Origin of the sequence: Umezawaea sp. Da 62-37, assembly GCF_032460545.1 — a bacterium.
Classification (GTDB): domain Bacteria; phylum Actinomycetota; class Actinomycetes; order Mycobacteriales; family Pseudonocardiaceae; genus Umezawaea.
The window spans coordinates 6,135,630-6,158,062 of record NZ_CP135965.1; the positions used below are offsets into that span (position 1 = coordinate 6,135,630).

A 22,433-nucleotide genomic window follows, 5' to 3' on the forward strand; every position below is an offset into this window, starting at 1 on the left:
TCGAACCCCCGGACATGTCGTCCGACCCGAAGTGCCTACTCCTTCTTGCGCCGCAGGAGCGTCCGCTTCTGGAGCGACTCCTCCAGCGCGTGGAAGGCGAGTTCCATCGCCGCGTCGTAGTCGTTCTGGTCACGGGGTGGTACTCGCTCGTCGGGGCGCGGCATGGGGCGCATCTGCAGCCAGCGTTCTTCCCACAGGGCTTCGACGGCTGCTTCCCAGTGCAGTGCGACGCCCAGCTTGACGACCTTCTCGCGTTCGATCGCGTCGACCATCCGGTCCTGCGAGACGGCGAGTCGGGCCACCAGTTCCGCGACGCGCCGCTCGTCGTGGGCGCGCATGGTCGAGACCGCCTCGCTGATCGAGCCGATGATCTCCTTGTACCGCTCGGCCGCCGACCGCGTTTCCGGCTCGGCCGCGTGGGCGTGGCCGTCGCCGGTGCGCTGGAGGGGTACCACCGAGAAGTCGCACGTTCCGTTGGGCTGCGTGTTCATGAGATGTCCTCCCCCGTGTCGAACGGAATGACCACCTGTGGGCGTGAGTGCTCGAAGCGGTCGAAGTACAGGCCGCGTCGTGGTCGTGGGGACCAGGCCATGACCTGTTCGGGGCCGAACGAGATCAGTTCCTTGCCCTGGACGTCGAAGGCGACCCAGGCGCCGATGTCGTCGTACACGCCGGGGGGCAGGGTGCTCTTGAGGCGTTGCACGCCGCGCCACCAGCCGAGGACGTGGGTGCGGTTCTCGGGGCCGTGCTTCAGGACGGTGCGCAGGCTGTCCAGGGCGGACGCCCGTGTGCCCGGATCCTTCTGCTCCAGCAGGGTGTGGGCGGCGTCGACGGCGTACAGCACGAGGTAGTGGGGTTGCGGGGGTGCGCTCGCGGTGCCGGTGATGGTGGCGGTCAACCGCTTCGCGGTGTCGTTCAGCAGGTCGCGGATGCCGTCCATCCGGACCACGTCCACGGTGTGCCCGTTGGTGTTGAGCTGCTTGGCGAGCTTCTGCGCGGCCGACTCCGCCTCGTCGACCAGGCAGCAGAGGGTGAACGTCGCCTCGGCGGGGTGGTGCTGCCTGCCCAGCGAGATCGCCGCCGCGCCGAGCACGGCGGACGCGTCCTGGACCAGGGAGCCGATGACGGCGATGTTGCGGCCGGGGGTGCGGGCGAGGCGGACCTTGGCGGCGCTGCCCGCGACGTCGATGACCTGGCCCAGGAGCACGGTCGGCGTGACGTCGCCGGGGCGCAGCATGTGGAAGTCGTGGACGCCGTGCAGGGCGGGGACCCGGCTGCCGTCGAACAGGATCGGCTCGGCGAGTTCGGGGCCGCGCCGTCGGAACAGGTCGCGTTGCAGGTAGTCGAAGGTGCCCTTGCTGGTCGAGTCGGGGATGCGCGCGATCTCGTTGCCGTGCCGCACACCGGACTCGTGGTTGACCACGGCGTGCCACCGGGGCAGTTCGACGGCGGCGTCGTTGTTCGGCTCGGCCAGCACCCGGCGCGCCTTGGGCAGCGCGACGCGGACGGTGAACTGCTCGAAGATGGCGGACTTGCCCCAAAAACCCTCGATGCCGGCCACGTCCTGGCTGCACAGCACCAGGTGGATGCCCTGCGAGCGGCCGCGCCGCGCCACGTCCTCCAGCAGCTGCGTCGCCTGCTGGGTGACCTGGTCGCGTTCGCCGAACAGGTACTGGAACTCGTCGATCACCGCGACGATCCGCGGCCACCGGCCGTGCGGGTCCTCGGAGCGCAGCTGCTCCAGCTTGGTGACCTCGTGCTGCTTCGCCGCGTCCGCGCGCCTGCGCATCTCGTCGGCCAGGAACTTCAGCAGCGCCACGCCGAACTCGCGGTCGGTGTTCACGTTCACGCCGACCAGGCGGGCGTGCGGCAGCCAGCTGGGGTCCTTGCGGCCCGGCGCGAACTGCGCGAACGACACGCCCTCCTTGAAGTCCAGCACGTACAGCTCCAGCTCGTCCGGCGAGTACCGGGCGGCCAGGCTGCCGATCAGGGCGTAGAGGAAGTTCGTCTTGCCCGAGCCGCTCGGCCCGCCGATGAGGGCGTGCGGCGACGTGTCGCCCAGCCCGAGCGACACCGGCTCGCCGTCCTGGTACCCCACGGGCGCCACGACGCCCGCTGACGAGCTCTCCATCCACAGGTGCTCGGGCAGCAGGTCGTTGAACGTGCCGAAGCGCTTGCGGCGCTCCTCGCGCTTCTCCGCGATGATCGCGCACGCCCTGGGCACCAGCGTGCGGGGGAACGGCGGGTCGAGGGTCACGGTCACGTGCTTGCCGGTCATCGTGCACGCGGCGGTCTGGTCCGCCTTCAGCGACACGGTCTCGATCGGCGAGTTCACGGTCACCGGGATGTCCACGATGACGAGCACGATGCCGCAGGCCAAACCGTTGCGCGCCACGCGTTGCAGCTGTTGCTGCTGCTCCTCCTTGAGCGCGTTGCGGTTGCCGAACAGCACCGCGATCCGCCACGGCTCGGTGCGCCGCCCGGCGCCGCTGACCGACCGCACCGACAGGTGCCCGTCGACCAGCACGCTGGTGTGCACCCGGCGGATGTGGTCGGACAGCTCGTCGAGCAGCTCGTGCAGCCGTGACGGGTCGTGCACGGTCAGCAGGCCCGCGCGGGTCAACGGGTAGAGCCCCGGCAGGGAGCCGGTGAGCTGGTTGACGTCCCACACGTGGACGTGGACGAGGCCGGGCTGGAAGTAGCTCAGCACCCGCAGCAGCAGGTTCTCCACCAGCCCGTCGGCCTGGTGTCGGCTGTCCGGGGTGGAGGAGATGTGCAGGTGCGACTGGTCGAGCAGCGGGACCGCGACCGGGAACGGCCGCTGCTCGGGGGCGCTGCGCACCACGCCGCTGCCGATCCGCCACAGCTCCGGCACGCTGCTGCCGTCCGCGGTGCCCGCGTCACCGAGCCACGACTCGTGCGGCCACGACGCCGCGGTGGGCGACGCGCTGCGCACCAACGAGGACAGCTCCTCCGGGCCGCGCTCGGACCACGTGCGGAAGGCGTTGACGTGGTCCAGCATCGCCTGCGCGACGGTGGAGGAGAACTCCTCCTTGGCAAGCGCTTTCTTCAGCAGCGGGTCGTCGAGGGCGCGGTCGATCCCGCCGCCGCGCACCATCACCTCGAACATGTCTCGGGCGCGTTCCTCCGCCAGCTCGCGGTGCTGGCGCGACGCGTTGCCCAGTGCGGCGGCCACGGCGAGCCGGAACTCCTCGAAGGAGTCCTCGACCTTCCTGCGGCGTTCGTCGCGTCTGCTCACGTCACAGCTCCACCGCTAGCCGTTGCACCAGTTCGAGGCTGGTCACCATCAGCTCCAACTGGCCGGGGAACCCGTCCTTGGCCGCCGCGAACCCCGCGGGCAGCAAGGAGTCCGGGTGGTTCGCGCCCGCCTCGAGCAGCAGTTCGACGGCGGCCTCCAGTTCCTCCTGCGCCTCGCGGACGCTGCGGTAGGCATCCCTCAAGTGCTCGCAGCTCAGCTCGAGCGCGACCTTGACCTCCGCTACCGACGTCACGTCATAGCCTGGAGTTGATGCCCTCGGCCTGGGAAATCCCAGCGCCGAGGTGCTTCTGCAGGTCGCTCACGCCGTTGATGACCTCGGCGAACTGGGCGTTGGCCTGCTCGGCGTCGGACTGCGCGCTGCCCTGCACCGCGCTGCTCAGCAGCGCTTGCGCGTCCTCGGCCAGGTCGGCTGCCTGCTGCAGAGCGGCGGCGCTTTGGCCTGCCTTCTCGATCGCCTGGGCAATCGCGGCACGGACCTCTTCGATGCTGGCCATGTCGGCTCCGACCCTTCCAAAGTGCAACGGGTGGCCGTAGACCGACCAACCTATTAGTACCGAAAGTTTGAACATTCACAAGCAAGATCGGCCACCCGGGTGGACCCTCATGTTCACCCGCGCGGCCCTTGTACTTGATCTTACTTGGGCTCTTTCCACATCGCAGTGGAAGTGGCCACGGCGCTCATCTCCAGCCCCACGATCCCCGTGACCGGTCCTGGGGTCGCTGACCAGCGGATCACCGCCGAGTCGCCGATGAGCTCCAGATCCGACCAGTCCGACAGGCCCATCGACTCCACGGCCGTGTGTAGCGCGGTAGTGGGCGAATCGACACTCGATCCGAGGTCGATGTGCACGCTGAGTAGATGACCACGCGGGACCACATGGGTGATGCTGGAGCTGTTGGCGACCCGACTGGCTACTGCGCGCGCCTGCCATTCCGCCCCGGCTTGCCTTTCCGCCGCGACGTCCACCCTCAGCAGCAGCCGCACCCCCGTCGGGCTGGGCGTTTCCGTCTCGGCAGGCGCGGGTTCGACCTCTTCGGACGGCCGCCGATCGGGGTCCCCACCGGCCCAGGACTCCACGAGCAGGCGTTCACCACCTGGAATCAGCGGTTCGAGCACATCCGGGTCGTCCAGCACCGTCCACGCCGTCGGCGGCTCGCAGGCCACCCTCGGCATCGGGAAGTCGTCCCCGAGGAGCCGCACGAAGGCCCGAACGGACCGCGCCAGCGCGCCCGCCACCCCGTGCGTCACCTGTTCGCCGCTCATCGCGCTGATCGTCACCGACCAGCACCCCGGCTCCTCGTCGGAGCAGTCGCCGACCTGGAGGACCCGCCCCTCGACCTGCCGCAGCAGGCCCGCGCAGGCAGCCCGCGCCTGCTGCTCGTCGTCGGCCCCGACCACCACGGTGATCAGGAGCTCCAAGTCTTCCTCAGCCATCAGGGCGGATTGTCCACGAGTGGGGCGGCGGTGTGCACGGCGGTGGTTCGGCATCCGCCGCGCGACGGCTTCGGGGTCAACGGCGCGACGCGGCCTTGAAAGCGGCCTTCCTGGCCGCCTTGGCGGTCTTCTTGTCCGGGTGGCGTTCGCCGATGAGCGACAGGGCTTCGGCGGCGTCGGGGTGGGGGAGGCGCCAGATCAGCTCGAACAGGTCCGGTTCCTGGCCCGCGGGGGCGGCCTTGGCGAGTTCGGCGGCTACGGCGGTCGGGTCGTCGGGGTCCGTGGTGACCGCCAGCGCGTCCACCAGGAGCCAGGCGGCGTCGTCGGGGGCGGATGACTCGGAGAGCGCGAGCTTGGCGTAGGGGCGCAGTCCGGGGGTGTCCAGGGCTTCCCGCCACTGCGCGGTGACGTCGGTGTCGAGGCGGGCGATGGTGGTGGCGGCGAAGACGCGCGCGTTGGCGTCGACGGCGGCGGTGAGGAGTTCGCGGGCGGCGTCGACGGGGGTGCGCAGGGCGAGCCACGCGGTGGTGTCGGCCTCCAGCTCGTCGGCCGTCAGGGCGTGGACGGCGGCGACCAGGTCGTCGGCCGTCATGTCCTCGACCGCGGGCATCACCGGGATGTCGAAGCCGCCGTCGACCATCTGCTCGCGCATGATCGCGGCGCCCAGCGGGGTCATCCGGGCGGCCCCGGTGTCGAACTCGACGGCGCCCAAGCCCTTCAGTCGACTGAGCAGCACGAGCGCGGGATCGCCGTTGGCCGCGGAGTAGGCCGACCACTTGTCGGGCATGTTCTGCTCCAGCCCGGCGGCGCGGGCCATGCCGCTGAACTCCTCCAGCGTCAACCCGGCGCCCCTGGACATGAACAGCGCGGTCATCGTCGCCCCGCCGACGCCCTCCAGGTCCAGCTCCTCGCCCGCGTCGATCGGCAGCGACTCGATGACGAGGTGCGTGTAGGCCTCGTCGAACAGCTCCAGCACGGCCTCGTCGTCACCGGTGCTCCACGGCTCGGCGCTCGGCCCGAGGGACGCCAGGTTCGAGTCCTCGTCGACCTCCACGAACCCGACGGCGTGCGCCAGGTACCAGACCTGGTCCAGCGAGTCGGTCAGCTCGCCGTCGAACCCCTCGAAGTCGGTGTCCTCGTACACGGTGCGGCCGTCGGCCCACCGGGACAGCGCGAGGGCTTGCGCCAGCAGCGCGCTGCCGCGAGCCGAGGCCGCCAGCTCGGCGGGTTCGGGCACGCGCAGCGGCGGCAGGGTCGTGGGCAGGCCGAGGGCCGAGGGGAGGTCGAAGTCGTCCGACATGGGCGGGACCTTAGAGCTTCAGGGTGCCCCGGACGAAAGCGACCACGTCGGCGAGCACCTCGTCGCGGTTGGTCTCGTTGAACACCTCGTGCCGCGCGCCGGGGTACGAGCGCTCGGTGAACCCCGTGCCGCGGATGCGGTCGGTGCCCTCCCTGGTGCCCGCGATCGGCACGAGCCGGTCGTCGTCGCCGTGCAGCCACAGCGTCGGCAGGTCGCCCAGCGGCTCGCCCGCGTCCACCGCGTCCAGGGCCCGGCGCAACGACTCCAGGGTCTCCCGGTGCCAGTTCCCGTGGTACACCAACGGGTCCGCGGCGTACGCGTTCGCCACGTCCTCGTCGCGCGACAGCCACGACGGGTCGATCGGGGTGTCCGGGACCTCCTCCTCCTCCTCCTCCTCCGCCAACAGGTCCAGGCCCGGCCAGGCGCCGAGGACCGGTGCGGACAGCACCAGCGCGGCCAGCTCGTCGCCGTGCGCCTGGGCGTAGCGGGCCGCGACCAGCCCGCCGACGGAGTGTCCGATGAGGACGGTGGGCAGCGGGGTGGCGATGGAGCGGGTCACCGCGTGCACGTCGGCGACGAGCGCGTCGACGTCGGTGATCAGCGCCCGTTCGCCTTCGGACCCGCCGTGGCCCACGAGGTCGCCGCCGACCACGAGGGCGCCCGCGTCGCGCAGGGCCGCCGCCACGTGCTTGTAGCGGCCGAGGTGCTCGCCGTACCCGTGGACGAGCACGGCGAGCCAGGTGGCCTCGAGGTTCGGCCAGGTGTGGACCGCGAGTTCGCCCGCGTGGCCGGTGACGTTCGATTCGATCACCTAGGCAGGGTAGAACGCGCTCATCTCGATCGTGCCGGCGCCGCACACCGGACCGAAGGTCCAGGGGAACTGGACCGGTGCGGTCTCGTCCGGCGGGATGGCCGAGGCGCTGGCCGCCTCCGGCTCGCACGGCCCCTCGACCGACTCGTCGTCCTGCGCGACGACCGACCAGTGCATGTTGGCCATCGCGGACGCGCCGGGGGCCAGCGTGACCAGCGACGGGCCGGGGTCGGTGGTGCGGTCGGTCCTGGTCGCGACCTCCCCGCCGGACCCGGCGACGAGCTGGAACCCGCTGTACCCGTTGAGCGTGCACGGCTGGTTCCCGGTGTTGGTGAACACCAGCTTCGCGTACCGGTTGCCCGCGCCCGCGTCACCCTGGTCGACCTTGCCGGACAGCGTCGCCGCGGTGCAGCGCGCGGCGGACGCCGTCGAGCCCTCGACCGCCGAGGAGGCGGCGGGCGGCGGCGGTGCGGGTGCGGACGAGGACGCCGGCGCGGCCGAGAGGTCCGCCTGCTTGGTCACGGGGACGCTCGCGGCGCCGGTCGAGGTCTTCTCCTCGGAACCGCAGGCGGCCACCAGCAGCGCCATGCCGAGGAACCCGCAGGCGATCAGACGTCGGCTCATGTCAGTCCTCCTGATTCGCCGTCCAAAGAGGACGGCTCGCTCGGTGGTCTTATCAAGAGGACGCGCGTCCCCGCCGTCGGGTTCGCCCCGATTGGCGAAAAATAACCGGATCGTGTGCCACAACTGGTGATTTACCGACTAACGGGTCCAGCCTTCGGACAGAACGGACATTCCGGTCACGCTCAAGCCCCACAGGTACGTCCACGTCACGGTGCCGTCGGGCAGCACCACGCGGGCGCGCCGGTACTCGTCGCCCTCGTACTCGTCGAGCAGCGGGAACGCGATCTCCGGCGACTTGAGCCGCACGAGGTGGCCGGGCACGTCGCCGCCGTCGCCCGGCCGCAGCGCCGGGTAGCCGCGGCCGGTGTCGTGCAGCGTGCCGGACAGCGTCACGGCCACCGGGTCGCCCGCGACGTGCTCGGCCAGCAGGTGCCAGTGCGACGCGCCGGGCCGCAGAGTGCCGTAGACGAACAGCCGGTCCGGCCAGTCGTCGGGCGACGGGTCGCCGAGCACCGGCGTGAGGTCGAGGCCGTCGGACTCCGCGGGGTGCCCGCCGAGCCTGCGGGCGCGCCGCTGGTCGACGTCGGCGCAGCGCACCGGGGCGCCGCCCACCAGCAGCGGCATCCGGCGCGTCCCGGCGCCGGTGTAGGCCAGCACGGAGTCCACCCGGCCGCCGTTGAACAGGGTGATCCGGCCGGAGTGCACCCGTGCGAGCTGGTAGCGCAGCCCGCGCCCCTCGCAACGGTCCAGCACCCGCAGCTGGTCGGCCGTGGCCATCCACACGGCGTGCTCCTCCTCGACGCCCGGCGCGGCGGCCAGCGTGGCGGGCCGTTCGCCGTCACGGGCGCGCAGCCCCGCAGCCCACACCGCCGAGACGCCCTCGCAGCGGGCTCGCAGCACCACCGCGGGACCGGTCAGGCCCATCTCCTCGCGCAGCCACGTCACCTTCGCCGGGTTCGCGTTCGACCCGTAGGCCAGCACCGGCATCCGGGCCGCCAGCGGCGGTTCGCCGTGGTCGGCGAGCCAGTCGTCCAGGTCCCGCCCGTCCGGCGCGACCCGCCAGCCGGAGTCGGTCGCGGGGTCCGGGGTGACCGGCCAGCCCTCGCCGTCCAGGTGCACGAAGCAGTGCTCCGGCCGGGTGCCCGGATACGGCAGTGCCGGATGCAGGTCGTCCGTGAAGGGCTGCGTCATACCCCCATTCTGGCAACCCCCATCCGGAATTCACGTCGTGTTCGCTTTGCGATGGGGTCATTCATCGGGTCTCTGAAGCATCAAACGGGCGTTTTTGAGACTGTGGCGGGCACTTGATCGATTCGAGGTAGGAGGTCTGACGTGAGCCGTCGCACTTTCCCAATTGGGTGCCCGGTGCTACGCGCGGGCCTCGTCGTAGGCCTGCTGGGCCGCCGAGATGTCGCCCATGCTGTCCTGGATCCAGCCGAACAGGCCACGCACCCTGACGGACGCCTCGACGCCCAGCGCGGTGAGCGTGTAGTCGACGTGCGGCGGGATCACCGGGTGCACCTCGCGGTGCACCAACCCGTTGCGCTCCAACGCCTGGAGCGTCTGCGCGAGCATCTTCTCGCTGATGCCGCCGACCGCGCGGCGCAGCTCGCCGAACCGGAGCGTGCCGTCCAGCAGGGCGCCGAGCACCAGCGATCCCCAGTGGCTCGCGACCACGCCGACCACGGTCCGGGTGGGGCAGTTGCGGTCGTAGACGTTCGTGACGAGGGTCATGAGCTGGATGCTAACCGAATGGGCAGTATCGGTGGGAAAGGTGGGTACTTACGAAACCGCAGTCCCGTCCCTAGCGTTGCCGCCATGACGACGTTGATCACCGGCGCCACCGGCCACCTCGGTTCCCTGACCCTCCAGCACCTCCTCCAGCGCGTTCCCGCGAGCGGGATCGCCGTGTCCGTGCGCGACCCCGCCAAGGCGGCGCACCTGGGGGTGGAGGTCCGCCACGGCGACTTCGACCGGCCGGAGACGCTGGACTTCGTCGGTGTCGACCGGCTGATGCTGATCTCCACCGACGGCCCGGACGAGGCGCGGATCGCGAAGCAGACCGCCGCCGTGCGCGTGGCCCACGAGGCGGGCGTCGGGCACATCGTCTACAGCAGCGTCACCGAGGCGACGACGTCCCCGCTCTCCCTCGCCGTCGTGCACCGGGCGACGGAGGAGCTGATCCGGACGACCGGCATCCCGTTCACGTTCCTCCGCAACGCGATGTACCACGAGAACTACACGGCGCAGCTCCCCGGCGCGTACGAGCGCGGCGCGCTGGTGACCGCGACCGGCGACGGCCGGATCGCGTCCGCGTCGCGCGACGACCTGGCGCTCGCCGCCGCGGTCGTGCTGAGCACCGACGGGCACGAGGGCGCGGTCTACGAGCTGACCGGGCCGCGGGCGTGGGGCTTCGACGAGCTGGCGGCGATCGCGGCCGAGGTCACCGGGAAGCCGTTGGCGCACCGGAGCGTCCCGGACGCCGACCTGCTCGCCGGCCTGAGCGCCGCCGGACTCCCGGCCTTCGTCTGCGAGCTGCTGGTCGACATCCAGGCCAACATCCGCGCGGGCGCGCTGGCGGAGGTGCGGCCCGACCTGGAGAAGCTGATCGGCCGTCCGGCCACCCCCGTCGAGGACGCCGTGCGCGTCAGCGTCGGCTGAGCACCAGCGCCGCGTCCAGCTCGGCGTGAGCCTCGGGGTGCTCGTCCCACCAGCGCTCGTAGCCGGGGTTGCGCGGGATGATCGACCGGTAGGCGCGGGCCGCGCACGCGAACACCTCGTGCGCCCGCCCCGCCGCCGGTCCCTCCCGCCGCGTCGCGACCAGCAGGTCGGTCCTGATGGGCGTACCGCGCAGCGGCCGGATCACGATGCCGTCGCCGCTGCGCGACGGGGCGGCCGCGAACGAGACCGCGCCACCCGCCACCAGCCCGCGCGCGGTGCCGGCCTCGTTCACGTGGTGCCGCAGCCGCGGTGTGAAACCGGCCTCGGCGCACGCCTGGAAGATCTGCACCCGCTGCCCGATCTGCTCCGACGGCGGAGCCACCCAGTCCCGGTCGGCCAGCTGACCGAGGTCGACCTCCTCCTGGCGCCCCAGCGGATCCCACTCCGGCAGCGCCACGAACTGCGGCTCGGTCACCAGCGTCCGCACCTCGATCCCGCGCAGCTCCCGCTGGTCCATGCCCTCGAACCGGTCGAACACCCCCAGCTGGACGTGGCCCGCGGCGAGCAGTTCGAGCAGCTCCGACGAGCCCGCCGCGATCTCGGAGCGGATCTCGGAGCACGGGATGACCTTGCGCAGCTCCTCGACGAACTGGCCGAAGAACAGCAGCGGCACCCCGCCCACCACCAGCGTCCCCTGCGACCCGCCGGTCCGCTCCCGCGCCGACCGGAGCAGCTGCCCCACCTCGTCCAGCACCAACCGCGCCGTCCCGACCACCTGCCTGCCCAGATCCGTGGGAACGCTCCCGTTCGGCGTCCGCTCGAACAGCCGCCCGCCGATGATCCGCTCCACGGTCCGGAGCTGGGCGGACATGGCGGGCTGCGTCAGGCCCAGTCGGGTCGCGGCTTTGGTGACGCTGCCTTCTTCGGCGATCGCGCAGACCGCGCGCAGGTGGCGTAACTCCAAGTCGGGCATAAAACCCTTGTATCCCCCTTTCATATGAGCCGCTACCCCTCCAACGGGTCATAGTTCTGGGGCGACGGAAACGGATCACCGGATCTGCCTCCCCTGCAAGGCGGGTTCGGGGCTGGAGGGACGTGGCCGGCGCGGGGGTGGATGGCGCATCCCCGAGTGGTCGGAGCCGCCCCGGCCCCCGTGCGGACCGGGGTCGGGGGGCTTCGGCCGGGTGGTTCGCGGTTTTTGTCGGTGGGGGTTGGTAGCGTTCTTGTTTGGGGGGTCTTGATTTTTGGGGGACCCCTTGGGGTGGTGCCGGTTTGCGCCTGTTGGTTCCGGTTTGCGGCAGGCTGGTTCCTGGGGCGTGCGGGGTTCTGGTTGCGTGGGTGGTGTGGCCGATTTGACTTGGGGCCCCTCTTCTTGGGCCTCGGCGGTCGGAAAAGGGCAGGTGGTGGTGATCTGCCCGCCGCCGCGAGGGTAGGCCCGAAAACCCCAGGTAAAATCGACCGCGGTTGCGTGCTTCTGTTGCGTGCCAGCGGGTTGGGCTGCGTGGTGCGTCGTGTTTCGGGTTGTCAGTTGATGCTTACTGCTGTGCCTGTCACGACTACGCGTGGGTCCGTCGGGTCGATGTCGACCAGTAGTCGGCTCGGGCGGCCCATGTCCTCGCCCTGGTGGATGACCAGGCTGCGTGGGGTCGGGACCTTTCCCAGGGTGCGCAGGTAGCCGCCGAACGCTGCTGCCGCGGCGCCGGTGGCGGCGTCCTCGACCACGCCGCCGACCGGGAAGGGTTCGCGCACGTCGAACACGTCGGTCGATCGTTCGTGGAACAGGTGGGCGGTGATCAGGCCTTCCGAGCGGAGCAGGTCCGCCAGGGCGTCGAAGTCGTAGTCGAGTTTCGCGAGTCGGTCCCGGCTGTGCACGCCGATGATCAGGTGGCCCGCGCCGCCGTGGGCGATGTGCACCGGCCAGGCGAGGTCCGAGTGGTTCCAGTGCAGGGCTTGGAGGGCGCGGTCGACCACGTGGTCGGGTGCGGGGGCCGAGCTGGTGGGGACGCTGGTGAGGCTGGCGGTTCCGGCGCCGGTGGCGAGGTCGATCCGGCCCGCGGCCGTGTCGAAGACGAGGGGGCCGCCGCCGATCCGTTCGGACAGCGCCACGGCCGTGGCGATGGTGGCGTGGCCGCAGAACGGGACCTCGACCAGTGGGCTGAAGTAGCGGACGTGGAACTCGCGTTCGGCGGAGCCGGGGAGGACGAAGGCCGACTCCGAGTAGCCGAGGTCGGCGGCGATGGCGAGCATCGCGGAGTCGTCGAGGTCGCGGGCGTCGAGGACGACCCCCGCAGGGTTGCCGCCTTCGGGGTCGGTGCTGAAGGCCGTGTACCGCAGGATCTCCGTCATGGGTACCAGCCTGCCGACCAGCGACCATGGAGTCCAACGATGACAAGCGATGCCGCCCATCGATAATGTCGATGGGTGGACACGAGGCTGTTGGGGACGTTCCGGGTGTTGGCGCGCACGGGCAGCTTCACCGCGACCGCGACCGAGCTGCACCTGGTCCAGTCGACGGTGACGACCCGGATCAGGGCGTTGGAGCACGAACTGGGCGCGAAGCTGGTCGACCGCCTTCCCTCGGGCGCGCGGCTCACGGAGGCGGGTGCGCGGGTGCTGGAGGGCGCGCACGAGCTGCTGGCGGCCGAGCAGCGGCTCCGGGACGCGGCCCGTGCGGACCCGGAGGTGACCGGGGACGTCCGGTTGGGGGCGCCGGAGTCGATGTGCGCCTACCGGCTGCCCCGGATCATCGCCGGGCTGGCCGAGCGGTGGCCGGGTGTCGCGGTGCACCTGACGCCGGTGGGCACGAGGGCCGCGTTGGACGGGGTGCGCGACGGGGTGCTGGACGTCGCGCTGGTGCTGGAGGACGAGGCGCCGGTGGGCGCGTTGCGCAGCGTCGTGGTGGGTGTGGAGCGGATCGCCCTCGTGGCGGCGCCGGGACACCCGGACGAGGGGCGGTACTTCCTGCTGGAGGAGGGCTGCTCGTACACGGACCGGTTCGTGCGGGGCCTGTCCGGCGCGCATCCGACGCGGTTCGGCAGCATCGAGGCGGCGCGGTCGTGCGTCGTGGCGGGGCTGGGGCTGTCGGTGCTGCCCAGGGTGGCCGTGGCGGACCAGCTCGCGGCGGGCGCGCTGCGGAGCGTGGCGGAGCTGCCGGACTCGACGCTGTTCCTGGTCACCGACCCGCGGCGGACCGCGAGCGCGGCGGTCCGGACCGCCTGCGAGGCCCTGGTTCACGCTGCGGAGTCGGGGCCTCCGACGTAGACGTGCAGGAGCCTGCCGCCCTGGGCGTCGTCCAGCACGCTGCGGTCGTGGACCAGGCCGATCTTCGCCATCACCCGCCCGGACGCGTCGTTGCCGTCCTGGTGCTGGGCCACCACCAGGCGCGCGCCGTGCTGCTTGAACGCGTCGTCGCGCAGCGCGCCCGCCACCTCGGTGGCCAGCCCGCGCCCCCACGCGGCGGGCGCGATCCACCAGCCCAGCTCGATCTCCCCGACGCCGTGGCGCACCATCGACCCCACCCCGGAGAAGATCCCGGTCTTCCGGTCGAGCACCGCGCGCCACCCGTACCCGTGGCGCCGCCAGTGCGCGAGCACCGCGCGGTGCCGGTCGGTCGCGTAGTCGCGGTTCCACGGCTTCCCGTCGCCGATCAGGCGCACGACCCGCTCGTCGCTCGCGAGCACCATCAGGTCGACCAGGTGCTCGTCCCGCCACGGGACCAACGACAGCCGCGCCGTCGTGATTGTGCTCATGCGTCCCATGATCCCCCGAACCGTCATCCCAGGCCGGACAGCATCCCCTCGCAGGAGCGGACGACCACGGTCGCGGCCCGGCGCTGGTCCTGGTCGAGCACGGGGTTCGCGGCCTGCTCGCGCCACCGGGCCAGCAGGTCCGCGATGAGGTAGCGCTGCTCGGTCTCGTCGGCCTCGTACTCCAGCCCGAGCCTGGCCTGGATGGCCGTGCCGAGCCCGCCGACCAGTCGGGACGCCTCCGGTTCCAGCGCTGAGGGCAGCCTCGTGCGCCCGCCCTGCAACGCGGCGAGCAACCGCAGCTCGCGCACGTCGTGGGCGCCGGCGACGATCCGCTCCAGGTCCATCACGATCTTCCGCGCGGCGGGCTTGGGCTCCGCGCGCAGCACGACCTCCAGCGCCAGCAGCGCCGACCGCGCCTTGAGCACCTCGCGGCGGTCGGTGAAGTACTGGGCGATCGAGTCGCGCAGCTCGCCCAGCCCGCTGCGCTGCACCAGCTGCGTCACCAGCTTCACCTGCGTGTCGAAGCCCTGGCGGATCAGCGTCGCGGTCAGCCGCACCCCGAAGATCCCGTACCGCTCCAGCAGCCCCTGCCGCACCGAGGGCGTCAGCGCGACCGGGAAGTCGTTGCCCACGAACCGGTCCGCCGACAGCAGGTGGTCCTCCAGCTCGGTGCGCGGCAGCGCGGCCAGCGCGGTGAGCGCGGTGAACTCGTCCGGCTTCATCGTGCGCGCCGCCACCGCGATGAGCCCGGCGACCGCGATCACGTTCTGGCACAGCGGTTCCACCCGCGCCTCGCGCCGGTAGCGGCGGGCGATCTGCTTGGTCGACGACAGCGCGTCGATGCGGCCCGCGCCGATCTCGTCCGCCTTCGCCAGCAGCACCACGGTGTTGATCGGGGACGCCCGCGCGATCGGGTTCTCGTGCGCCGCCTGGAGGTAGCGCAGGTCCACGTCCTGGAGGTGCCGCATCAGGTACAGCACCGCGTCCGCCTCGCGGTAGACCTGGTCGCTCGTCGCGGTGGCGGGCGTGTCGATGATCGTCGCGTCGCGCAGCGACCGGGTCGGCCAGTCCACGATCAGCCGGTCGACCTGGTCCCACATGCCGATCTCGACGTGCGGACGGCCGTCGCGGCGCACCACCGGCACCTCCTGCGGGCCGCTCGGCGTGAACGCGGTCGCCCGCGCCCGGACGCCGTCGCGGTACCAGGTGAACCCGCCGCCCGCGGTGAACTCCTCGCCGATCAGCGCGTTCACCACGGTCGACTTGCCGATCCGCTGCGACCCGGCGACCGCGATCCGCACCGGCTCGCCGAACCGCGCCAGCTGGTTGCGCAGCCACCCGGTCGCCCGCGGGCTGTCCCGGTAGACGATGAGCGCCTCGTTGAGCAGCGCCCACACCTTGTCCTCGAGCGTCACGCGGAGATCCCGAGGGCGACCTGCGATCCCCCGAGCACCTGGACCTTCTTGTACAGGTCCACCAGCTTGTCCAGCTCCTGCCGGACCTCCAGCGTGCGCCGCTCGCGCTTGGTCGCGTCGTCCTGGACGGCCCGCCGCGCGCTGCGGGCGGACTCCAGCAGCGTCTCCTGCAACTCCTCGGCCAGCGTGCTGAAGTGGTTGCGCAGACTGACCTGCACGTGCCGCGCGGCGTCCCGGCAGTCCTTGCTGAACTTGATGAAGAAGTCGTCCACGTGCCGCTGCGCGGCGTTCTTCGCGGCGGCCTGGCGGCGCTTGAGCCGGGCGTCGCCCTCGTCCTTGATGCTCTTGCCGCCGAACAGCGCGCCCGCGCCGAGCGACACCACGTTGATCAGCGGCATGCCCGCGAGGCTGGTGACGAGGCCGAACATCAGCACGCCGCCGTAGGAGCCGCGCAGACCCGTGAACAGCTTCTGGCCGATGGTGAACTTCTCGATGTTGGGGCGTTCGATCGTGGAGATCCGCTCCAGCACGTCCTCGGGGAAGATCGAGCCGGGCAGCAGGTCCTCGCGGTAGACCGGGAAGCTCTTCGCGACCTTCTCGGCGACCCACTCGGAGCGGTCCAGCAGCCAGGCGAAGTTCTTCGCGCCCGCCTCGGTGAGGTTGTCCTCCAGCCACCGCTCGAACTCGTCCCAGCCCTTCGACGGGTCGGCGTCGTCGAACGTCTTGTCCACCTCGCGCAGGATCTTGCGGGTCCGGTCGCGCAGGTCGAACTCGATGTCGGACACCAGGTCCGCCATCTCGTCGGCCAGCACGGTCTGCCAGCGCGCCGACCGGCGGCGCAGCTCGTCGACCCGGCGCTGCGCCTCGTGCAGCGCGCCGATCGTGTCCTCGGTGCGCTTGGTGTTTTGCACCGTCAGCTCCTGCCGCAGCGGCGCGACGAGCTGCTGGATGGCCGACGCGGCGGACACCGCCACGACGCGGCGGGCCAGCTGGTCGGCCGCCGCCACGATGTCGCGCTGCACGCACGCCAGCAGGTCCGGGAAGCCGGACTCGACGTTGAGCGACTTGTCGCCGGTCTGCGCGGCCCGCAGCCGCAGCGCGGACGACACCGCGAACACCTTCGCGCTCACGCCCGCGCGGGCCAGCTGGGCCTGGTTGGTCTCCAGCACCCGGCGCCACTGCGGGCAGATGTCGGTCTTGGTGAGCACCACTGTCACGTTGGGGCAGGACGTCATGACCTGCTTGAGCAGCTCCAGCTCGGTGGCGGTCAGCTCGTTGGTCGCGTCCGACACCAGCAGCACCGCGTCGGCCTGGAGCAGGGCGGTGAACGTGCTCGTGGTGTGCGCCGAGCGCAGGTCGCCGACACCGGGGGTGTCGATCAGCACGAGGCCGGAGGTGAGCAGCGCGCGCGGGATGCCGACCTCGGCGCGGACCACTTCACCCGAATGCCCGGCGCTGACCTCGTTGGCGACCTGGTCGATGGCCACGGGGACGCGTTCGGTGGGGCTGTCCGTGACCGCGCGTCGGGCCGCCGAGCTGCGCACGAGCGCGGCGGACGGGGTCTCGGCGTGCTGCACGAAGGTGGGGACGGTGGTCGTGATGTCGTCACCCACCGCGCAGACCGGGGCGTTGACGAGGGCGTTGACCAGTTGGCTCTTGCCCTGCTTCGCCTCGCCGATCACCAGCACTCTGAGCTTGGGGTCCAGTTGTCGAGCCCGCTTCTCGCGCAACCGTTCTGCCAGGTCAGGCCGGTTGAGCGTGGTGCAAGCCCCGATCGTCTCGTCGAGCACGTCGAGCCAGGGGACGGCCATCACCCGAGTGAGTGTGCCGTGTTCACCCTCACGGGTGAAAGTGGAGAGGGGTGGTCCCGTCATCGGACGGAACCACCCTCGGTAGAGCGATGAGATCGGAAAGAGATCAGAACAGCAGGTCGGTGACGCCCAGCAGGTCGGAGCCGGGCAGGTGGGCGTGGTCCAGCGAGTCGGTGACGTTGCTCACTACGCCGCCCACCGCGCTGTGCGAGAGGACGTCGCCGCCGACGGTGCCCAGGGTGTCCGCGCCGAGCGGCGCGGACGTGCTGAGGCCGATGTTGTCGAGGCTGCCGACGTCCAGCGTGCGGCCGAGGTCGAGCCCGTCGGTGAGGCCACCGGTCACGCCGTCGACCACGCCGTGCAGCGTGTCGACCGAGCCGAACACGTGGCTGGTCAGGCCTTCCGTGCCGGGGAGCGTGCCGGTGACCCCACTCGCGGTGGCGGTGACGCCGTGGAGGGCGCCCGTCGCCGAGTCGGCGAGGTCGTCGACCTGGCCGGTGGTGGTGTCCAACGTCGCGTCCAGGGAGCCGGTGACGTCGTTCACCGCGGAGAAGTCACCAGGGATCTTGATGTCGGCCGCGCCCGCGGCATCCGCCAGTCCCCAGGCGGAGAGGCCGGTGAAGGCCTCCAGCCCGGTCTCGTCGGCCGCGATGGCACCCGTGGCCGCGAGGTTGACGTCGGTGGTGCTGGGCACACCCACGAGCTGCGTGACGACCTGCAGCTGCGTGATGGCGCCCGCGGGGCCCGCCAGGTCGAGGTCCACCGGCATCCCGTTGAGCACGGACCCGTCGAGAGCGGGCAGGCTCCCGGCGGGCACGTAGTCGAGGACCAGGGGGAGGACCTCCTGCACGTCCACCGCACTGATGTCGCCCAGTCCGGCCGCGCCGAGGGCACCCTCGGCGTCGTTCTGGAAGTCGGCCAGCGCGGTGGGATCGCTGAGCAGACCGAGGACGAATTCGTGCAGCGTGTGCGAGCTCACTGGTGATCTCCAAAATGGTCATGCGGGGTGTCGGGGAGCCGGGGAAACCGCTTGCCCGGCACTGGCGCAAACCTACGAGCAGGGGGACCCGGTGCCATCGGGGATCACTCCCAGTAGATGCCGTATCCACGTTGGGGTGGATTTCGTTCACCCCCTAGGGGGTTAGGGGCCCTGCTTGTAAGCCGATAATCACCGGTGTACGTACGTAGGACTGGTACGAACAGGTGAGTGAGGAGTCCCGGAGTTGCCCTATGTCCTCGGGGTCGATGTGGGCACCACCCGCACCGCCGCCGCGATCTGCCGCCTGGCGCGCGTCGGCAGGCCGGACGTCGAGGTGGTCGGGCTCGGCGGACCCGGCGGCGGCGTCTCGTCGACGCTGCGGATCACCCCGGAAGGCGACTACGTCGTCGGTGATCCCGGCGACCCGCTGCTCACCGCGTCCGGATTCGCCCGGCGCGTCGGCGACGACGTGCCGATCCTGCTCGGCCAGATGTGGGTCGCGCCGGAGGACCTGACCGCGCTGATGGTCATGTACGTCGCCGCCCAGGTCGCCGAACGCGAGGGGGAGCAGGCCGCGCACGTGGCCGTGACCCACCCCGCGGACTGGGGGCAGCACCGCAAGGACCTGCTCGCGCAGGCGCTGCGCCAGGTGGGGATCGAGCGCCCGACCCTGGTCGCCGAACCGATCGCGGCCGTGGAGAACCACTTGGCGGCCGGCGGCGGGGGCGAGGTGCAGGCGGTGTTCAGCATGGGCAGCCACGCGTTCGAGGCCTCCCTGGTGCGCCGGTCGCTGGGCTCGGCCGCCGAGCTGCTCGGGGCGAACGAGGGCCACGACCACCCGGCCGGGGTCGACTTCGACGACCTCGTGCTCGGCCACGTGCGGTCCGAGCTCGGCCGCGACCTGACGGGCCTCGACCCCGCGGACCCGTGGGTCACCCAGCTCCTCGCGCGGCTGCGCTTCGACTGCGAGGCCGCCAAGCGCGCCCTGTCCGGGATGCCCGAGGTCACCATCCCCGTGCACCTGGAGGAGGGCACGCGCGAGGTGCGCCTCACCCGTCCCCGCTTCGAGGACCTGATCCGCCCCGCCGTCGACCTCGCCGTCGACACGCTGGTGCGCACCACCACCGCGCTCGAAGCCCCCGACGTGGTGCTGCTCGTCGGCGGCAGCGCCCGGATCCCGCTGGTCGCGGACCTGGTGTCCGGCGCCGTGCGCGCCCGCCTCGCCATCGAGGCCGCACCGGAGACCTCGGTCGTGAAGGGCGCGGCGCTGGTCGCCCGCCAGGCGGTCGAGGGGCCCGACGCCGAACCCGAACCCCGCGAGACCTCCGTGCTGCGCCGCTTCGACGACCCGTCGCTGCGGTTCCCGGTCGGCGAACTCGGCCTGTCCGACGAAGACTTCGCCGCCCCGCCGCCGCGGCCCTCGGTCGACATCACCCCGCTCGACCTGCCGGAGCGGCGCTCGGTCAAGCGCGTCGTCCGCGGCCTGAAACCGGCGGGCGCGGGCGGGTCCCGCCGGAGCGCTCCGGCTCACGACGAGGACGACCGGTGAGACCCGCGTAGGTCGACCACCCAGACGACCCCGACGACGATGAGGACGGCTGTTGAGCCACCGATCGACCACGCACCCCGTGCTGTTGCCGGACGAGCCGACCCGTCAGCTGCTGGACGACATCGCGGCCGCCCCGGAAGCCCCGCTGCGCCTGGGCGTGATGGCGCCCGGCGGGTACGGCAAGTCGGTCATCCTGCGCGAGATCCAGCGCGTCTACCGGGACGCGGGCTCGTCGGTCCGCGTCGTCGACGACGCCCACCTGCTCGACGAGCCGCGGCTGCGCGAGGTGCTGGCCGCCGACGAGCCGCGGCTGGTCGTGGCCTACCGCCCGTGGCCCCGGCACCGGGTGCTGGCGGAGTCGCTGCGCGGACGGCCGCTGCTCATGCCGGGCGCGTTCGGCGCGGACCAGGTGAAGGAGTTCCTGCCCGCCTCCGCCAGCCGCGCGCTGGTCGACTTCGTGCACCAGCAGAGCGGCGGCGTGCCCCGGTTCGTGGAACGGCTGGCGGGCGTGACCGGCGCCGAGGTGCCCGCCGAGGCCGTGGACGCGTTCCGACCCGAACTGGACTGGCTCGACGCCGACCTGCAGAAGTTCCTGCTCGCCGCCGAAGCCGGGGCCGGTCTCCGGCTCGACCTCCTGGGTGCGCTGCTGGGCGTGGACTTCGACGGGGTCGGCGAGATCATCGAGGCGGGCCGCGCCACCGGCATGGTCGCCCAGGACGGCACGCTCGTCCCGCTCGCCCGGCGGGCCGTCGCCCTGCTGAGCCGCGCCGAACGCCGGATCGCGGTCCGCCAGCGCCTGGCGGAGCTGCAACTGGAGGCGGGCGGCCCGGTGCTCGACCTGGTGCGCCCGCTGATCGGCACCGGCGTCGGCGGACCCGGCGTGGCCGCCGCCTTCCAGGCCGCCGCGGCGGAAGCGCTCGACGCCGACCCCGCCCTGGCCGCCCGGCTGTTCGCCGCTGGCGCGTCGGCGGGCACGCCCGGCGCCGAGGTCGCCGCCCGGTGGGCGACCGCGTCCGCGATGGCCGGTGACCTGGACGCGGCGCTCCGGCTGGCCGACCAGGTCATCACCGGTCCGGAGTCCGCGCACCGCGGCGAGGCCGCCGAGGTGGCCGCCGTCGCGCTGGCCCACCGCGGTCAGCTGGCGAGGAGCACCGAGCTGTACCAGTGGTCGGGCACCCCGTCGGCCGCCGCGTTCGCCGTCGTCGGCAGCATCGGCACCGGCCGGATCTCCGGTGAACCCGACCTGCCCACCGCGCCGCCCACGTCGCTGGACGGCGCCGCCGCCCTGATGGCGCAGGGGATCCGCGAGTCCGTCGTGGGCGAACCGATGACCGCGCTGTCCACCCTGGTCAGGGCGTCCGGCCTGCTGGAACCCGTCGGCAGGGCCGCCCTGCTCCCGGACAGCCCGGCGGCGCTGGCCGCGCTGGTGGCGCTGCACTGCGGTGAGTCCGGGGTGGCCGAGTCGGTGCTGGACCGCGCGGCCAGGGCCCAGGTCGGGGGCACGCTGTTCACCGTGCGCCACCTGGTGCTGCGGGCGTGGATCGCGATGGTGCGCGGCAACCTCGTGCAGGCCAAGGACTGCCTGGTGGCGTTGAAGAAGGCGGGCAAGCGCCTCGAACCGCGCGACTGGCTGTTCGCCGTCGCGCTGGAGATCGGTGTCGCCCGGCGCAACAGCGACCTCGCGACGATGAAGCGGACCTGGGAACAGGCCTGCGAAGCGGTCCTCCGCCACCCGGTGGACCTGTTCACCTTCCTGCCGCTGGGCGAGTTCGCGGCCGCGGCCGCCCGGCTGCGCGACGAGCACCGCCTCGCGCCGCACCTCACCGAGGCCAGGAACCTGTTGCGGGAGCTGGGGAACCCGCCGCTGTGGGCCGTTCCGCTGCACTGGAGCGGACTGCACGCGGCGATCATCGCGGAGCAGACGGGAGTGGCCGAGGAGCACGCCGCCGCGCTGGCCGAGCACCGCACCCTGAACCGCTACAACGCCATCGTGTCCGGGGCGGCCGAGAGCTGGCTCGACGTGCTGGCGGGCAAGGTCGACGCCGACCAGGTCGAGGACGCCGCCCGCGGGCTGCACGCCGCGGGGCAGTGGTGGGACGGCGCCCGGCTGGCGGGGCAGGCGGCGATCCGGACCACGGACCGGCAGGCGATGGTTCGGCTGCTGGACTGCGCCCGGCTGTTGCAGGGGAGGCCGGTGGGGGTGAAGAAGGCCGGTGCGGAGCCGGTCCCGGTTTCGGAGAGCGGGGACGCGGACAAGTTGAGCGACCGGGAGCGGGAGGTGGCCGATCTCGTGGTGGCGGGGATGACTTACAAGCAGGTGGGGGATCGGTTGTTCATCTCGGCCAAGACGGTGGAGCACCACATGGCGCGGATGAGGCAGAGGTTGGGGTGCACCAGTCGGGGGGAGTTGTTGGGGAGGCTTCGGGAGATCGTGGGGTAGATCGTGGGGGGTTTCGAGGCTGGGGGTGTTGTGCGTTGGAACCGGGTAGTGGTGGTCTGGTCCTTTGACACCTGGTGGGCTTGTCCTTCGAAGGCGGGTGGCGATGGGCTTGTCCCTCGGAACAGGGCATCGGTGCCCGCCGTTCTCCGGGTTCGGCCGACTTGACTTGGGCCCCTCTTTTTCGGCCCTCGGCGGTCTGGAAGGGCAGGTGGTGAAGCCCAGCCCGACGCCGCAAGGGCAGGGCCGAAAACCCCGAGTGAAGTCGGCCGAACAGATGCGTGCGCGCTCGGTTTGCTGTGCTCTGTGTGAGTACTGGGGGCCTGAGTGAATCGGCTGAACGAGTGAATGTTTGTTGATGTAGATCGACTCAAAGTAGTTT

General features: G+C 71.8%; 20 protein-coding genes. 4 read left to right on the plus strand and 16 right to left on the minus strand.

Features of this window, described 5'->3' with window-relative positions; genetic code table 11:
- Positions 1-35: 35 nt before the first annotated feature.
- The 10 genes from RM788_RS28250 to RM788_RS28295 all read right to left on the minus strand — a co-directional run bounded on the left by RM788_RS28250 (position 36) and on the right by RM788_RS28295 (position 9,184).
- On the minus strand, positions 36-491 hold the full coding sequence (locus RM788_RS28250; RefSeq protein WP_315920619.1) for a hypothetical protein: 456 nt from the start codon (positions 489-491) through the stop codon (positions 36-38).
- Positions 488-3,259, minus strand: a complete 2,772-nt coding sequence (locus RM788_RS28255) for an FtsK/SpoIIIE domain-containing protein (protein ID WP_315920621.1) — start codon at positions 3,257-3,259, stop codon at positions 488-490. The genes RM788_RS28250 and RM788_RS28255 overlap by 4 nt, the downstream gene beginning before the upstream one ends.
- A gap of 1 nt (position 3,260) precedes the next feature.
- On the minus strand, positions 3,261-3,512 hold the full coding sequence (locus RM788_RS28260; protein ID WP_315920623.1) for a hypothetical protein: 252 nt from the start codon (positions 3,510-3,512) through the stop codon (positions 3,261-3,263).
- 1 nt (position 3,513) lies between these two features.
- Complete coding sequence (locus RM788_RS28265; RefSeq protein WP_315920625.1) at positions 3,514-3,774, minus strand: hypothetical protein; 261 nt, start codon at positions 3,772-3,774, stop codon at positions 3,514-3,516.
- 140 nt (positions 3,775-3,914) lie between these two features.
- Positions 3,915-4,715, minus strand: a complete 801-nt coding sequence (locus RM788_RS28270) for a hypothetical protein (RefSeq protein ID WP_315920627.1) — start codon at positions 4,713-4,715, stop codon at positions 3,915-3,917.
- 76 nt (positions 4,716-4,791) lie between these two features.
- Entirely contained in the window at positions 4,792-6,015 is a 1,224-nt protein-coding gene (locus RM788_RS28275; RefSeq protein ID WP_315920629.1) for a hypothetical protein, read from the minus strand.
- Between the two features lie 10 nt (positions 6,016-6,025).
- Complete coding sequence (locus RM788_RS28280) at positions 6,026-6,826, minus strand: alpha/beta hydrolase (RefSeq protein ID WP_315920631.1); 801 nt, start codon at positions 6,824-6,826, stop codon at positions 6,026-6,028.
- Positions 6,827-7,450, minus strand: a complete 624-nt coding sequence (locus RM788_RS28285) for a DUF4232 domain-containing protein (protein WP_315920633.1) — start codon at positions 7,448-7,450, stop codon at positions 6,827-6,829.
- A 138-nt stretch (positions 7,451-7,588) separates the two neighbouring features.
- The gene (locus RM788_RS28290) at positions 7,589-8,641 is read right to left on the minus strand and encodes a gamma-glutamylcyclotransferase family protein (RefSeq protein WP_315920635.1); all 1,053 of its coding nucleotides are present in this window, start codon (positions 8,639-8,641) and stop codon (positions 7,589-7,591) included.
- A 177-nt stretch (positions 8,642-8,818) separates the two neighbouring features.
- Positions 8,819-9,184, minus strand: a complete 366-nt coding sequence (locus tag RM788_RS28295; RefSeq protein ID WP_315920637.1) for a winged helix-turn-helix transcriptional regulator — start codon at positions 9,182-9,184, stop codon at positions 8,819-8,821.
- 84 nt (positions 9,185-9,268) lie between these two features.
- Here RM788_RS28295 and RM788_RS28300 point away from each other — a divergent pair, with 84 nt between their 5' ends.
- A complete protein-coding gene (locus RM788_RS28300; protein WP_315920639.1) occupies positions 9,269-10,111 on the plus strand; it encodes an SDR family oxidoreductase in 843 nt (280 codons plus the stop codon).
- Here the strand turns inward: RM788_RS28300 and RM788_RS28305 are convergent.
- Both RM788_RS28305 and RM788_RS28310 read right to left on the minus strand, forming a co-directional pair.
- A complete protein-coding gene (locus RM788_RS28305) occupies positions 10,098-11,084 on the minus strand; it encodes a LysR family transcriptional regulator (protein WP_315920641.1) in 987 nt (328 codons plus the stop codon). The two genes, RM788_RS28300 and RM788_RS28305, sit on opposite strands and share 14 nt — an antisense overlap.
- Positions 11,085-11,635: 551 nt before the next feature.
- Positions 11,636-12,457, minus strand: a complete 822-nt coding sequence (locus RM788_RS28310) for a PhzF family phenazine biosynthesis protein (protein WP_315920643.1) — start codon at positions 12,455-12,457, stop codon at positions 11,636-11,638.
- Positions 12,458-12,532: 75 nt separating this feature from the next.
- Between RM788_RS28310 and RM788_RS28315 the strand changes: the two genes are divergently transcribed.
- Entirely contained in the window at positions 12,533-13,372 is an 840-nt protein-coding gene (locus RM788_RS28315) for a LysR family transcriptional regulator (protein ID WP_315920645.1), read from the plus strand.
- Here RM788_RS28315 and RM788_RS28320 read toward each other — a convergent pair.
- The 4 genes from RM788_RS28320 to RM788_RS28335 all read right to left on the minus strand — a co-directional run bounded on the left by RM788_RS28320 (position 13,342) and on the right by RM788_RS28335 (position 18,065).
- The gene (locus tag RM788_RS28320; RefSeq protein WP_315920647.1) at positions 13,342-13,860 is read right to left on the minus strand and encodes a GNAT family N-acetyltransferase; all 519 of its coding nucleotides are present in this window, start codon (positions 13,858-13,860) and stop codon (positions 13,342-13,344) included. The two genes, RM788_RS28315 and RM788_RS28320, sit on opposite strands and share 31 nt — an antisense overlap.
- A gap of 23 nt (positions 13,861-13,883) precedes the next feature.
- Entirely contained in the window at positions 13,884-15,275 is a 1,392-nt protein-coding gene (locus RM788_RS28325) for a GTPase domain-containing protein (RefSeq protein ID WP_315920649.1), read from the minus strand.
- Entirely contained in the window at positions 15,272-17,086 is a 1,815-nt protein-coding gene (locus tag RM788_RS28330; protein ID WP_315934788.1) for a dynamin family protein, read from the minus strand. Before RM788_RS28330 ends, RM788_RS28325 begins: the two co-directional genes overlap by 4 nt.
- A gap of 106 nt (positions 17,087-17,192) precedes the next feature.
- Positions 17,193-18,065 carry an IniB N-terminal domain-containing protein gene (locus tag RM788_RS28335; protein ID WP_315920651.1) on the minus strand — a complete coding sequence of 291 codons (873 nt, stop codon included), beginning with the start codon at positions 18,063-18,065 and terminating at the stop codon, positions 17,193-17,195.
- 244 nt (positions 18,066-18,309) lie between these two features.
- Here RM788_RS28335 and RM788_RS28340 point away from each other — a divergent pair, with 244 nt between their 5' ends.
- Complete coding sequence (locus tag RM788_RS28340; RefSeq protein WP_315920653.1) at positions 18,310-19,614, plus strand: Hsp70 family protein; 1,305 nt, start codon at positions 18,310-18,312, stop codon at positions 19,612-19,614.
- A gap of 52 nt (positions 19,615-19,666) precedes the next feature.
- Complete coding sequence (locus tag RM788_RS28345; RefSeq protein ID WP_315920655.1) at positions 19,667-22,054, plus strand: helix-turn-helix transcriptional regulator; 2,388 nt, start codon at positions 19,667-19,669, stop codon at positions 22,052-22,054.
- Positions 22,055-22,433 lie beyond the last annotated feature (379 nt).